The sequence below is a fragment of the Paenibacillus sp. P22 genome, from assembly GCF_000469945.2.
Lineage (GTDB): Bacteria > Bacillota > Bacilli > Paenibacillales > Paenibacillaceae > Paenibacillus_O > Paenibacillus_O humicus.
On sequence record NZ_CBRA020000030.1, the window covers coordinates 1 to 13,510 of the forward strand.

General features: G+C 61.4%; 15 protein-coding genes and 1 riboswitch. Of the genes, 10 read left to right on the forward strand and 5 right to left on the reverse strand.

What is annotated here, in order from left to right; translation table 11 throughout:
• The 4 genes from BN871_RS06605 to BN871_RS06615 form a co-directional block, all read left to right on the forward strand.
• Nucleotides 1-1,016, forward strand: a 1,016-nt coding sequence (locus tag BN871_RS06605) for a hemoblobin-interacting domain-containing protein (protein WP_157060228.1), incomplete at its 5' end; no start/stop codon positions are given.
• Nucleotides 905-4,039 (forward strand): carbohydrate binding domain-containing protein, encoded by a 3,135-nt coding sequence (locus BN871_RS28900; RefSeq protein ID WP_053086947.1) that lies wholly within the window; start codon nucleotides 905-907, stop codon nucleotides 4,037-4,039. The genes BN871_RS06605 and BN871_RS28900, both read left to right, overlap by 112 nt.
• Nucleotides 4,040-4,222: 183 nt before the next feature.
• Nucleotides 4,223-5,050, forward strand: coding sequence for a cupin domain-containing protein (locus tag BN871_RS26625; RefSeq protein ID WP_083436288.1), 828 nt, complete (start codon nucleotides 4,223-4,225; stop codon nucleotides 5,048-5,050).
• A 294-nt stretch (nucleotides 5,051-5,344) separates the two neighbouring features.
• A complete protein-coding gene (locus BN871_RS06615) occupies nucleotides 5,345-6,442 on the forward strand; it encodes a hypothetical protein (protein ID WP_157060229.1) in 1,098 nt (365 codons plus the stop codon).
• A 137-nt stretch (nucleotides 6,443-6,579) separates the two neighbouring features.
• Here the strand turns inward: BN871_RS06615 and BN871_RS06620 are convergent, their stop codons facing one another.
• Entirely contained in the window at nucleotides 6,580-7,176 is a 597-nt protein-coding gene (locus tag BN871_RS06620) for a TetR/AcrR family transcriptional regulator (protein ID WP_021880331.1), read from the reverse strand.
• 132 nt (nucleotides 7,177-7,308) lie between these two features.
• On the opposite strand from BN871_RS06620, the gene BN871_RS06625 reads away from it, so the two are divergent.
• The 3 genes from BN871_RS06625 (at nucleotide 7,309) to BN871_RS06635 (ending at nucleotide 9,397) form a co-directional block, all read left to right on the forward strand.
• Nucleotides 7,309-7,818, forward strand: coding sequence for a hypothetical protein (locus tag BN871_RS06625; RefSeq protein ID WP_232312863.1), 510 nt, complete (start codon nucleotides 7,309-7,311; stop codon nucleotides 7,816-7,818).
• Nucleotides 7,819-8,015: 197 nt separating this feature from the next.
• Complete coding sequence (locus tag BN871_RS06630; RefSeq protein ID WP_048745089.1) at nucleotides 8,016-8,879, forward strand: RNA polymerase sigma factor; 864 nt, start codon at nucleotides 8,016-8,018, stop codon at nucleotides 8,877-8,879.
• Between the two features lie 86 nt (nucleotides 8,880-8,965).
• Nucleotides 8,966-9,397 (forward strand): VOC family protein, encoded by a 432-nt coding sequence (locus BN871_RS06635; RefSeq protein WP_048745090.1) that lies wholly within the window; start codon nucleotides 8,966-8,968, stop codon nucleotides 9,395-9,397.
• Nucleotides 9,398-9,555: 158 nt separating this feature from the next.
• Here the strand turns inward: BN871_RS06635 and BN871_RS06640 are convergent, their stop codons facing one another.
• Both BN871_RS06640 and BN871_RS06645 read right to left on the reverse strand, forming a co-directional pair.
• Nucleotides 9,556-9,870, reverse strand: a complete 315-nt coding sequence (locus BN871_RS06640; RefSeq protein WP_048745091.1) for a multidrug efflux SMR transporter — start codon at nucleotides 9,868-9,870, stop codon at nucleotides 9,556-9,558.
• Nucleotide 9,871: 1 nt separating this feature from the next.
• Entirely contained in the window at nucleotides 9,872-10,216 is a 345-nt protein-coding gene (locus BN871_RS06645) for a multidrug efflux SMR transporter (RefSeq protein WP_048745092.1), read from the reverse strand.
• Between the two features lie 162 nt (nucleotides 10,217-10,378).
• Nucleotides 10,379-10,488: riboswitch (guanidine-I (ykkC/yxkD leader) on the reverse strand.
• 247 nt (nucleotides 10,489-10,735) lie between these two features.
• Here BN871_RS06645 and BN871_RS06650 point away from each other — a divergent pair.
• Nucleotides 10,736-10,984, forward strand: coding sequence for a hypothetical protein (locus BN871_RS06650; protein WP_021880326.1), 249 nt, complete (start codon nucleotides 10,736-10,738; stop codon nucleotides 10,982-10,984).
• Nucleotides 10,981-11,436 (forward strand): hypothetical protein, encoded by a 456-nt coding sequence (locus BN871_RS06655; protein ID WP_048745093.1) that lies wholly within the window; start codon nucleotides 10,981-10,983, stop codon nucleotides 11,434-11,436. Before BN871_RS06650 ends, BN871_RS06655 begins: the two co-directional genes overlap by 4 nt.
• A 464-nt stretch (nucleotides 11,437-11,900) precedes the next feature.
• Here the strand turns inward: BN871_RS06655 and BN871_RS06660 are convergent, their stop codons facing one another.
• Together BN871_RS06660 and clpP are read right to left on the reverse strand one after the other, a co-directional pair.
• The gene (locus tag BN871_RS06660; RefSeq protein ID WP_048745094.1) at nucleotides 11,901-12,104 is read right to left on the reverse strand and encodes a hypothetical protein; all 204 of its coding nucleotides are present in this window, start codon (nucleotides 12,102-12,104) and stop codon (nucleotides 11,901-11,903) included.
• 107 nt (nucleotides 12,105-12,211) lie between these two features.
• The gene (gene clpP / locus BN871_RS06665; RefSeq protein ID WP_021880322.1) at nucleotides 12,212-12,793 is read right to left on the reverse strand and encodes an ATP-dependent Clp endopeptidase proteolytic subunit ClpP; all 582 of its coding nucleotides are present in this window, start codon (nucleotides 12,791-12,793) and stop codon (nucleotides 12,212-12,214) included.
• Nucleotides 12,794-12,975: 182 nt separating this feature from the next.
• Between clpP and BN871_RS27520 the strand changes: the two genes are divergently transcribed.
• Nucleotides 12,976-13,510, forward strand: a 535-nt coding sequence (locus BN871_RS27520) for a sigma factor (protein ID WP_048745095.1), incomplete at its 3' end; no start/stop codon positions are given.

The following is a 13,510-nucleotide window of genomic DNA, read 5'->3' on the forward strand; positions in this document are numbered from 1 at the left end:
GCGACGCCGACGCCAAGCGGGACGCCGACGCCAAGCGCGACACCGACGCCAAGCGCGACGCCGACGCCGGGAACGGAGCTCAAGCTCCGCCTGTGCTGCAGCCGGACGGCGACGACAACACGGCCGGGCGCGCCATGGTGATTTCTTTTGAAGAGGACAGCCGGTGGAGAGCCGCCATTACCGCCGTGAGCGTGAACGGGACCTACTTGGATGCAGGAAGCTATCATGCGGATTCGCCAGGCATGCTGGAAATCGGCGCAGGAGCATTTCCGGGCAAAGGCGTATACACCGTGAACGTGGAAGCGAAGGGCTACCGGAGCGTCCAGGTCCGGCAGCAGGTCGGGGAGTGGATGCTGACCTGGTCGGACGAGTTCGATGGAAACGCCGCGCAGCCGGATACGAACGGAGTCGACCTGTCCAAGTGGGGATACCAGCTTGGGAACGGCTCGGATTACGGCGTTGCCGACTGGGGGAACAACGAGCAGCAGTTTTACCGCAAGGAGAACCTGAAGGTGGAGAACGGCAGCCTCGTCATTGAAGCGCGCAAGGAAAGCGTGAACGGCAAGCCGTATACTTCAGGCCGGATCTGGACATCCCCGACCTTCAGCCAAGCCTACGGCAAGTTCGAGGCCCGCATGAAGCTGCCGGCCGGCCAAGGGCTGTGGCCCGCCTTCTGGCTCATGCCGAAGGACAGCGTATACGGCACCTGGGCCGCCTCGGGAGAGATCGACATCATGGAGGCGCGCGGACGCTTATTGAACGAGGTCGGAGGCACGCTGCATTACGGAAAGCCTTCGCCGAACAACCGTTATACCGGCAAGACATACACCTTCCGGAAGGGGAGGACATTACAGGCTTCCACACGTACGGCGTGGAGTGGGAGCCCGGCGAAATCCGCTGGTACGTGGACGGCAAGGTGTACCAGACCCAGAACCGCTGGGACAGCCAAGGAGCGGGGCAGCCGGACAAGTATGCCTTCCCGGCTCCGTTCGACCAGCCGTTCTATATTATTCTGAACATGGCGGTCGGCGGCAATTACGACGGCAACCGCCTGCCGGAGGATTCGGCGCTTCCGGCCCGCATGGAAGTCGATTATGTCCGCGCCTACGAAATCGACGGACGGCCTTATCGCACCCCGCAGGAGCCGGTGGCCGAGCGCGAGCCTGTGCCGGCGGACGCCAAGCTCCCGGTGAACGGCAGCTGGATCTACGACGAGACGTTCGAGCATGGCCTGAAGGACATCGCGGCATCGGGGACGGCGCTTGATCCTCTGTACTGGAACTTCCTGCATACGCCGGACTACGGCGGAGCGGGCAGCGCTTCGATCGAGACGGTGGACGGCAGGAAAATGGCGAAGATCGCCATTTCCTCCGGAGGCGTGCAGAACTACGCCCTGCAGCTGATCCAGTACGCGACCTTGGTCAAAGGGCATGCCTACAAGCTCAGCTTCGACGCCAAGGCGGCGGCGGACCGGACGATCGCCGTGAAAATGGGCGGAGACGAGGACAATGGCTGGGCTGTCTACACGGACCAGTTCTCGCCCGCACTCGGAACGAGCCTGCAGCATTACGAGTACCGCTTCCTGATGAACGGCGATACGGATTCGACCGCCAGGCTGGAGTTCAATGCCGGCTTGAACGCGAGCGCGGTATGGATCGGAGGCGTCAAGCTGGAGGAAATCGACAGCGTCGCCGACCCTTCCGCCGCCAAGGAACCTCTGGCGGACGGCAACCACGTCTACAACGGAGGCTTCGATCTCGGCACGATGGACCGGCTCGGCTATTGGACCGCCGCTCCTGCCGGCTCCGTCTCGGTTGACGCCGCAGCGCGCGAGGCGAGAATGCATGGATCCGAAGGGAAGCCGGTTTCGCTGGAGCAGAGCGGCCTCAACCTGCTGCAGTCCGACGATTACGAGCTGACTTTCCTCGCCCGCGCTTCTGCCGCGGGACGCTCCTTGACCGCATCGATAGGCAGCGGCGACGGCTCCGCCGTCTTCGGCTCGCAGGCATTCGAGCTCGGCAGCGGAATGGGCGCCTACAAGCTTGCCTTCACGATGCCGGCAGGAGTTACGGATGCGCACGGCAAGCTCCGCTTCCTGGCGGAAGCCGGCCAGGGCGACATCCTGCTGGATTCGGTGCGTCTGGTGCGAACCTCCAACCGCAACGTCGATTACAGCGGCGTAGATCTGTTCCCGCTGAAGAACGGCGGCTTCGACGCCGGCTTTGACGCTTGGGAGCCGTTCCAGCAAGGGGCGCAGGCTTCCTTCGCCATCGATCATGGAGCGGCCCGAATCGATATCGCGAATGCCGGTCAGGAAGCCTGGAACGTCATGCTCAACCAGGGCGGCATGAACTTCTCGAAAGGTCTGACTTACCGTCTCGAGTTCGACGCCCGCGCAAGCGAGGCGCGCGGCATTCTGGCGACGCTGGAGAATGGAGCCTATACGCGGCGCTTCGATTCCGGCACGCTGCCTCTTTCGACGGAGTGGCAGCATTTCAGTTATGACGTGAAGATTTCGGAGAAGGAAAGCCTGGCGTTGAAATTCCAGCTCGGCAAGCTGCCGGGAACGCCGGCGGGCTCTCATCAGGTATGGATCGACAATGTCGTGCTGGAGGTCGCGAATGCTCCGGTCAAGCGGCCGCCGCTGCTCATCGCGGACCAGACCGGCAATACGGCCGGTGCCTTGCTGGAGCTGACCTTCGCCGACGATGCGGCTTGGCGGGCTGCGGTTGCGGGCGTGGCCGTGAACGGCCGCTTGCTGGAAGCCGGTCTGTACGAGCTGCTGCCTGGCGTCCTGAAGCTGCTGCCGGGAGCGGTAACCGAAGGCGGGACGGCGGCTGTGACCGTCAAGGCGGCCGGTTATGGAGATGCGGCCGTACAGCAGCCGGTCAAAGAAGCGGACGGCAATCTGCTGGCCAACGGATCGTTCAGCGCGAAGGATGCGGGCTGGATCTACTGGAAGGGAGACGGCGGGGATTCCGAGTTCTCCATCCAGCAGGGAACTGCCCAAGCGGTCATTCTGAACAACGGCGGCATCCATCCCCAATGGAACGTTCCTGTCAGCTGGTCGGCCCAGCTCATTCAGGAGAATTTGCAGCTCAAGGCCGGCCGAAGCTATGAGCTGAGCTTCCGGGCTTGGGCCGATGCGGACCGTCCGATCGCGGTGGAATGGGATCCGGGCAAAACGTTGACGCCGTCCGTATTCCGGATCACCGGCGACGACCAGGCCGTCTACCGGACGGTAATCAAGCCCGGGGCGGATATCGCGACCCCGCTGAAATTCCTGCTCGGCAATGTCATCGACGGCGACGCCGCGACCCCGTCCAGCCCCCACACAGTATGGCTGGACGACATCGCGGTGCGGGAAATCGCCGCTGCTCCCGCTTTTTCGATCCAGGGCAGCAGCCTTGCCGGTCAAGCGGTGACGCTGGCTTTCGCCGATGATCCGGCTTGGAGGCAGGCGGTTTCCGCCCTCGCGGTGAACGGCGCGCCTGTTCCGGCGGACGCCTGGACACTGGAGGCGGGCAAGCTGACGCTGGCGGCCTCGCTCTTCCCTCAGGCCGGAGCGTACCGGCTGACGGTCGAAGCGGCGGGGCATGCTCCGGCGGGAATCGTCATCCAGGCGGCTTCATCGGCTCCGAATGTCGCCGCAGGCAAGCCGGCATCGGCATCCTCCGCCAAGCAGGCCGCGGCGAACGCCGTGGACGGGGATTCCGGCACCCGCTGGGAGTCGGACTCCGCGGATCCCCAGTGGATCGCCGTCGACCTCGACGGCTTGTACCGGCTGGACGAGGCTGTCCTGCACTGGGAAGGAGCCTTTGCGAAAAGCTACCGGATCCAGGTCTCCTCCGCCGAATCGCCGGGCGACGGAGATTGGACGGATGCATATGCCCAGCCGGCCGGAAACGGAGGGGTCGAGAGGATCGCCCTGAACGGCGTCCAGGCCCGCCATGTCCGCGTGTACGGCCTGCTTCGCGGCACGCAGTACGGCTACTCGCTATGGGAGCTCGAAGTGTTCGGCAATCCGGCTTCCTCATGAAATGGAAAGGTCGGCGCAGCGCGGAATCCGCGGCATGCGCCGGCTTTTTTCTTGTCTGTCCCCGTGTGTGTCCAGCGGCAGCGCCGCCTGCTCCTCCCATAGGTTTTAGTCATGATGGAAAGACGGCGTCCATATGTTCTACTAGCACGGCTTCAAGACATCCGGACAGAAGGGAAGATGAGCATGGCCATTTCCTACATGGACTACACCTCGCCCGATCTGCAGTTTTTCTTCGACGTGAATAAAAGCAACGCGTTTTTCACCAACAGCAAAAACTACATCAACATTCTCGGCTACAAGCAGCTGAATACGCTCGGCAACGCCTCTATCCTCGATATTTTCATGAGCAAGGGCCATTATGTCGAGCCGCACTATCATCAGAACGCGACCGAGCTGGTCTACTGCGTCTCCGGCAAGATTGCCGTCTCGTTCATCAATCCGTTCACGAACAAGCTGTACAACATTCCGATCACTCCCGGCCAGGTGGCCAACGTGCCTCAGGGATGGTGGCACTACGAGCAGGCGACAGAGGACAACACCCATGTCGTCGCGATCTTCGACGCCCCGATGCCGGAGGTGATTCTGGGCTCGGACATCCTGCGGCTGACTCCGCCGAAAGTATTCGCGGATACGTATTGCCTCGACGAAGCCAAGTGGAAGGAAGCCGTGGCGCCGATTACGAAAACGGTCGGCATCGGACCGCTCGACAGCTGCGGCAAAACCCGCGCCGACGGCGGCTTCGAGGCTCCATATGCGGATGAGCCGGAGCAGAACCCTTATCAAGGCTACGGGTCGCCGCCGATATCGGAGCCTTACCGGGCGCAGGCCGCTGCTTATGCCCAGCAGCAGCCGTACGTTTACCGGACGCCGCCGTTTCCTTATGCGCCTTATCCGGCTTCTCCTTACCAGGCCGGCCCTTATCAGGGAGGCGGCTATCCGCAGGCGCATCAGCCTCTTGGCCAGCCGTATCCCTCGTTTCCCTACGCTCCTTACGGGTACCGGCAGCTCTGAAGCTTCTGAATCCCTTGCGGTGCAGGCAGCCCGAACCGCTTGAATCCCTTGCGCTATAGGCATCCCTGAAACGCGCAGGGACGTTCCATAAGCGGCTCAAGTTCTCTGCATGCCCCGGCATCTCCGGCAGCTGCCAGTCGGCAGAGCCTCTTTAGCTCCTGAGCCCTGCGGCTCAGGAGCTTTTTTTAGTGCAGACCGGTTCAAGCCGATCTGATAGACTGGTAAATATTAGGTGGTGGAGGCGGTCTTTTGGGCAAGGAAGGAACAGGAAGAGGAAAAGGAAAAGAAGGAGGAATGGGCAGAGCCAGCCTTATCCGGCTCCGGCTGGCTATCCTGCCGGTGCTTGCTCTGCTGGCCGTCATGTCAGGTCCTTGCGGGACGGCGCTCGCCAACGGCGGGCCGGTCTACGAGCCGGCGGAAGGCTTCGGACCGATGCGGCTGGAGCATTCGGAGAGCCTGCTGCTCATCCGGGAAAAGGTTTCCTACTTCATCCCGGATGACGCTACGGTTCGCTACGGTCCATTTCCGGAGGTGACGGTCGACTACGAGCTGCATAACGGCGGCAAGGATCCGCAGCAGGTCGAGGTTCTGTTCCTGTACCCGGACGGGGACGAAATGGAAGGGCTGCGCGTGACGGAGAACGGGGAAGCTCAAGTTCCCGTCACGCCGGCATCGGAAGATTCGCTTAAAGGCTTGATCGGGCGGCCGACGATCAGGCCGACGATCATGGAGCCGTTCTCCGGCATGCCTCTTGTGACCCGCTCAAGCAATCATGGGGTCGGCGGCGGCCGCTTTCCGCTTGAATTCCGGGCCGGCGAAACGAAGCGGATCCTCATTTCCTATCGGGACCCGGGAGGCTGGGAGGAATCGGCTGTCGTCAACCGGGTCGGGTCCCATCTGTATTACTTGTCTCCGGCCTCCTATTGGGCCGGCAAGCCGAAGGTCGAGCTGGAGGTCCGGCTTGCGGACCGCAGCTCGCGGCTCAGCTCCAATATCCCCATGAACCAAGAAGGCCCTGGCTTGTACCGGGCCTTCCTGAGCGAGCTTCCGGAGGAGGAGTGGGTGTTCTCGCATGCTTCCGGACATCGGCTGCTGCTTCCGCTTAACCGCCAGCCGGAATACAACCGGCTTGTCCTCCTGATTGCGGGCATAGGGGGCAGTCTGACCGCCCTGCTGGCAGCCAGGCTGCGGCGGCTGTGGATCGCCTGGCTCGGAGCCGTCTTTTGGACCGCTCTCGTCATCGGGTCGATCGCCGATATGGGCGGTTATCCGTTCCAACTCATTCTGATCCCGTCTGTGTACGGGGCCAATGCGGCGTTCCAGCTTGCCGTCGCGATTGCGGCAGGAAGACGGATAAGAAGGCGCAGGAGCAAGGAGGAGGATACCGCTTGATCCGGACGGACCGACAGCTTGAATGCGCCGATTGGGCTTGGCCGCAGGCGGTCCGGGCTCAGACCGGTCAAGATGGCCGCAGACGGTCCAGATGCTGACCGGTCAAGATGGCCGCAGACGGTCCAGATGCAGACCGGTCAAGATGGCCGCAGACGGTCCAGATGCAGACCGATCAGCTCGAGCAGCGCGGCAGGATCGGCGCTCTCCGGTGCCAGCAGCGAGTGGATGGCCAAGCCGTCCACCAGCGCGTGAAAGCGGCGGGCTTCGAGCTCGGCTTCCGGAGACAGGACGGCTGCCGGGTTTTCTCCGAGCCAGTACGCGGTCATCTTGCGGAAGCCTTGCAGCAGCTCGTCGTGAACTTCCCGGAAGAGAGCCAGCAGCTCGGGATCGGCCAGGCTTTTGGCGGACAAGGCGAGCCAGACCTCGCCCTCCAAGCGGCGATCCTCGTCCAGAGGCAGCAGCTGGGAGGAGAGCAGCAGAATATCCTGCCGCAGTTCGCCGCTCAGCGCAAGGGAGGCCATCCTTTCGTTGACCCGTTCGGATACGAGGCGCATGGAGAAGGCGATAAGCTCGGATTGGGTAGAGAAATAATGCCGCAGGGAACCGAGCGACATGCCGGCGGCGTCCGCGACGTTGCGCACCGAGGCGTTCTCGATGCCGCCCTCGCGGATAACCTGCCAGCAAGCCTCGGCGAGCTTCCTGCGGCGCTCGGAATGATCGACTTGTTTGGGCATGCCTCATTCTAGCATGGTTGTTTTTTGTAATACAACTGTGCTATTATGCATACTATGTAATAATACAACTGTATTATAAAAAGGGGTGTTCTTCTGGTCGCGTTCATCATCGCCTGCGAAATCGCCTTCTGGGTGTTCGTTGCCGCCGGTCTGGCCTGCCGATATCTGCTGCGGCGAAAAAGGCTGGGAGCCGCGCTGCTGATCGCCACGCCGCTGATCGACGTGGTGCTGCTGGCGGCGGCGCTGTGGGATATCCGCTCCGGAGCAGCCGCCACAGCCGCTCATGGCATCGCGGCCATCTACATCGGCGCTTCCATCGCCTTCGGCCATTCCATGATCGCTTGGGCCGACGCCCAATTTCATCACCGGTTCTCAGGAGGACCTGCTCCCGCCAAGCCTCCTAAGCATGGCACGGCCCACGCTGCCCGTGAGCGCAAGGGATGGCTTCGGCATCTTCTCGCTTACGCGATAGGGGGAGCGATCCTGCTTGGCATGACGGCTTTAGCCGGGGATGCCGCGGAGACTGACGCTCTGATCAAGGTGCTCCGGACGTGGACTCTCGTGCTGGCGATCGATTTCGCCATCAGCTTCAGCTATACGCTTTGGCCCCGCAAGCCCAAGGCGCAGACCAAGGCTTCCTGATGCGGCATCGGCGCTTCGGGGGCTTTTTTTCGTTGGAGAGGCAAGAAAGAGGCGCAGACGCATGAAAGGAGAGCCGCACGCGCGGCGCGATGATCGTTGCTCCTTGCGCGGATCGTCATTCCCAGCGGCGCGCCGACGGGCTATAATGGATTTTATATTCCTTATTTATCCAATCGTCTGGGGAGGAGGAAGGAGCATTGGAGGAGACTGGAGTCCGGCCCGGTCTGGAGGCGTACATCCCCGGCCTAAGGCGGCGCTGCCTGCGGCTGGCGGGAGCGGGATGGGATGCCCAGGATCTGGAGCAGGAGGTGCTGGCCAAGCTGCACCGGCTGCAGCTGCGCGAGCCGGAGAGGCGCCTCACGCAGGCTTATGTGAACCGGATGGCGGCAAATGCCTGGATCGACATCTGCCGCAGCAGGAGCAGCCGAGGGGAACAAGCCGGCGTCGAATACGAGGAGGAGCTGCATGCTCCGCGCGCATCGGGAGGGCCCGACGAGGCGCTGCGCATCCGCATGCTGCTGGAGCAGCTCTCCGGCCGCCTGAATCCGAGGCAGATGGCAATGATTCTGCTCATGGACGTCTTCCGCTTCACGGCGGACGAGACTTCCCGCCTGCTCCGCCTGACGCCGGGGGCTGTCAGGGAAGGGCATAGGCGGGCGCGTCAGCGGCTGCAGGCGCTTGCCCGGGAGGAGCAGGCAGTGCAGGAGCAGGCAGTGCAGCAGCAGGCAGCGCAGGAGCAGGCAGTGCAGCAGCAGGCAGCGCAGGAGCAGGCAGCGCAGGAGCAGGCAGCGCAGGAGCAGGCAGTGCAGGAGCAGGCAGTGCAGGAGAGGGGCGGACCAACCAGGCGCCGGAAATCCGTGGAACCTTTGCCGCCGCGCATTTTCGAGCGGTTTTTGGATGCTTTCCGGCGAGGAGATGCCGAAGGCATATGCAGCGCCTATTTGTCCATAGCCTCCCATGGCGTGCAGGTGGACAAGGTCGAAGCCGGCGGACGGCGGATTTCCTTCGCGTTCCGAGATCCCAGCGGGCATCTCATTCAATTGGTTCAGGATTTGGATTGAAAACCTGTGTATTTTCGAAGCAGGCTTCCGTTATAGAGGATGAGAGCGCTCAACTATCCTATAAGATCCGAGGAGTGGATTCCAACATGCCCGTCAAAAACTATGCCGTCATCCAGCTGCCTGTCAGCAATCTGGAAGCATCGATTCATTGGTATCATGACGTTCTGGACATTCCGTTCACCTTCCCGTTCACGCCGGGCGATACCGAAGCCTGGCTCAACGTAGGCGGAATCGGCCTCGGCCTCGTCAGCAGTCCGAACGTGCCCAAGCTGGAGTTCACGAACATGCACGGCGTCGTGCAGCCGATCATCTCCCTGCAGGTCGACGATATTCATCAAGTCCATTCGAAGCTGCGCGAGCAAGGCGTGGAAGTGGGAGAGATGTCGTACAAGCAGGGAGGAGGCTACAGCTTTATCCTCCGCGACCCCGACGGCCATGTGTCCAATCTATGGGGGGGCTGGCCGAAGGAAGGCGACGAGACTCCTTCCGATGCTGAAGGAGAAGCGGCAAAAGCTTAGCCGCCGGGCTGGCGAGCCGCTGAGACGGCTCGGATGCTTGAAGAAAGCGAAGAGGAGGCTCCGATGGGGAGCCTCCTCTTTGGCATTCAGGCTTCAGGCGGGACAGCCCTCCGATGAAGGCGACAAAACCTTTAAAGCACTTGCTTGCTTTGCTCTGCCTATCCCGCCGCCTTCAGCCCGACAGCCGCTCCGAGCACGAGCACGATGAACAGGATGCGCAGCGGGTTTTTCGACTCGCCGTAGAACAGCATGCCTACCAGCGCTCCGCCGGATGCGCCGATGCCGGTCCAGACCGCATAAGCGGTCCCCATCGGAATCGAACGCATGGCGAGGGACAGCAGTGAGAAGCTCAGAGCGAAGCCGGCGGCCAGCAGCAGCAGGGAGACGAAGTCGCGGCGGCGGGTCAGCCGGTTCATCATGGCGACGCCGAAGATTTCGCATAGCCCGGCTCCGATCAGATACACCCATGCCATCTCAATGCACCTCCCCGGATGCCGGTTCCTTGTCGTGGCTGACCAGCTTCAGCCCGATGACGCCGACGAGCAGCACGCCGATCAGGATCAGCTTGAGTACCTTGGCGGGCTCGCCGAACAAAATCATATCCGCGAGCACGGTTCCGGCTGTGCCGAGGCCGACAAAGACGGCGTATACGGTGCCGACCGGGAGCGTGCGGCTCGCGCTGATAAGCGCATAAAAGCTCACGAGGATGCAGACGGCGGTCGCGATCCATTCCCAGGCCGTGTCGGCATGCTTAAGTCCGATGACCCAGCCCACCTCGAAGAAGGAGGCGCCGATGATTTTAAGCCAGTTCGCATTCATGATGAAAACCCCTTTCGAGCTGCAGGACTTGTTGCCCGGACGGATAGGAAGCTGTATTCCAGTATGCCCCAATAACAGGTAGGAAGCTGTATTCCAGTATGCCCCAATAACAGGACTGAGCATAAATAAAGCCCGGAAGACAAACCGCTTGGAAAGCGGCTTATCTCCCGGGGCTTTTGTCCCTCCGTGTGAATGCGGATCCGTGCTCCGCATCGTTCCCTCTCGGACCAGACCGGCTGGACTTCAGCCGCGGAACCCTAGGCAACCTGAACTGCGCTATGGAATTCAGGCCATTATATCAACAAGCGGCAGGGGAGGCAAGCGCGTTTTTGGCTGGAACTTTTTTGCAGGAGGAGACGTCTTACGGTTGGACGGTCCGGGATAGAACGGACGTTATGATGGTGGGGCCGGATGAGTCGTGATAGAGGATGGTCATGGGGAAAGCAGCGGCTTCATGCGATTGATGATCGTGAAAAGGAAGGCGCTGCAAGGATATAAGCGAGCAGGGGAGAGGACCGAATGACCGACATCGCCAAACGAATCCATAAGGTTCAGGCCATTTTCCTCCTGTTGTCTATCGGTGCTCTGTTGCTCTGTGCTGGCATGTGGAGATACGGGGTTGTCCATCAGGAGGCCGGAGAAATGGATGAGGCGGCGAGATTGTCCATATTCGGGGCGCTCGGCACGTTGTTTTTCGGCGGCAGCTCGGCGGGAATCGGAATCCTATGGCTGGCCGGGACAATAATCGGTAGGGGGGATTCAGCATGAAGGGAACGACAGTTGTTCGCTATCTCTTGCTGTACGGCATTTTCATTGCCTTGTTTCTGGGGGCCTTGCTTGGCGTGGAGCGGATTGAAGGGTATAAAATTACAACGACCGAATATTACGGGATGATGAATATAGGCGGCATCTATATCGCCATGATGTTTATTCTGACGGCAGCCGTTTATCCTGTCCTGGCGCTTCCGGTTACAGTAGCCGCGAACCGCTGGCTGCGACATCCTGCGCTGCAAGCCGTGCTTTTCACAGGTCTGTCTTTGTGGGCCGGCCTGTATCATTACAACAGCTACGGGGATTATTTCATCGAAGGCTATGGGCTTGCTCCATGGAGCTCGATAGGGATCTTCGCGGCAGCGGGTTTGCTGTATACGGCGGCCAATATCGTTCTTGGCAGGCTGGCGGATCGAGCGGAAGAATCGGCCTCGATCCGTCGGCCGTGATTGCGCTTCTGTCACTGCATGGGAAGTCTTGGAATTATCCAGGGACAAACCATGTCAAACTCGGAAACAGGAGCCGGTAAATCGGGGACGAGCCCGGTCATTCGGAAGCAGGAGCCTGTAAATCGGGTACGAGCACGTTCATTCGGAGGCAAGAGCCGGTAAACCTGGGGCAAGCCCGGTCATTCGGAGGCAAGAGCCTGTAAACCTGGGGCAAGCCCGGTCATTCGGAGGCAAGAGCCTGTAAATCGGGGACGAGCCCGGTCATTCGGAGGCAAGAGCCTGTAAATCGGAGACGAGCCCGGTCATTCGGAAGCAGGAGCCTGTAAATCGGAGACGAGCACGTTCATTCGGAAGCAGGAGCCTGTAAATCGGAGACGAGCACGTTCATTCGGAAGCAGGAGCCGGTCAACCGCATGCAAAAGCCCCGCCGCCCATCCAATGGATGAGCGCGGGGCGCAGTCAGGTCAAGCAAATCCGACCTTAGGCTTCTGGCGTTCCTTGAGGTTGACCGATACGGTGCGGATCGAGGAGACGGGAATATACAATTCCTGATATTCCGTCTTGTATTTCACGAACTTGTCGTCCACTTCTTCCAGAATGCCGTCCCCGATATGGGTTCCGTCGAGAAAATGAATCAGCACCTGCTTGCCTTTCAACTGCTCCAGCATAGCCATCACCCCTGCGGTTAAAGTTGGATTCCATTCCATTGTACACCTGCCGGATGCCGTCTTGGCAAAGTATTGATGGCCGAGCCGAATGCCTCTTGTTCTCAAGGCTACATGCTCGTAATGATATGGTCCACGATTCCGTATTCCTGCGCCTCTTCGGCGGACAGGAACGTGTCGCGGTCCGTATCCCGCTCGATGCGCTCCAGCGGCTGGCCCGTGCGCTCCGCCGCGATCCGGTTCATCTTATCCCTCAGCTTCAGGATGCGCGTGGCGGAAATGGCGATATCGCTGGCCTGGCCCTGCGCTCCTCCGGAAGGCTGATGGAGCATGACCTCGCTGTTCGGCAGAGCTCCCCGCTTGCCCTTGGTTCCCGCGAGCAGGAGCCAGGCCGCCATGGAAAAGGCCGTGCCGGTGCAGAGCGTCCGGACATCCGGCTTCACGAACTGCATCGTGTCGTAGATGGCGAGGCCGGCGCTCGTGGAGCCGCCCGGGCTGTTGATGTACATATGAATGTCCTTGTCGGGATCGTCGGCGGCCAGGAACAGCAGCTGCGCGATGACCGCGTTGGCCATATTGTCCTCGATCGCCGTGCCGATGAATACGATGCGGTCTTTCAGCAGCCGGGAATAAATATCATAGGAGCGTTCCCCCTTGTTGGTCTGCTCCACGACATAAGGGATATGGGTCACAGGTCGTCATCCTCCTTCGCTGGATGGGTCGGAATGGTTTTGCCACTGGTAAACGGATGACGGGTAAGGAAAGGATACGGCTGAATCGCGGAAAAGAAATTCCTCTGCCTTTCGTATCCTTTTGGCAGGATCATTCGTTTACCGGTCAGAATAACTATGCGTATTGAAAGGGGATGCCGCCGATGGAGACGGGGCTGGAGCTGGAGGAAGAGCGCGCGGCGCTGAGAAGGTACTGCCTGGCGCTGACCCGCAGCGCCTGGGAAGCGGAGGATCTGGAGCAGTCGGCCTGGTGCAGGGCGCTCGCAGCCCCGATCTGGCGGGAGCATGCCAATCGCCTGGCGCTGCTGCTGCGCATCGCCCGGAACCTGTGGACGGACCATTTGCGCAGGGAAGCTCTCCGCCGTCGGACTATGCCCGAGCGGGAGGAGGCGGGGGCCGTCCAGCCGGCGGCGAGCTGGGAGCTGGAGGAGCTTCTGCGCCCGTTGGAGCTTAGGCTGTCTCCGCTGCAGCTGTCGGTATGGCTGCTGCGCGAGGTCATGGACCGTTCCATCCGGGAGACGGCGGAGCTTCTTCTGACGACGGAAGGCGCGGTTAAGGCCGCCTTCCACCGAGCCCGGCGTTCGCTTGACGTCGTCAGGCGCGATCTGCAAGCCGGCGGCCTGCGGGAGCCGTCCGACGAAGCGCTCCTGGCGCGTCTGCGCGGCCTGGCGGCCGCGG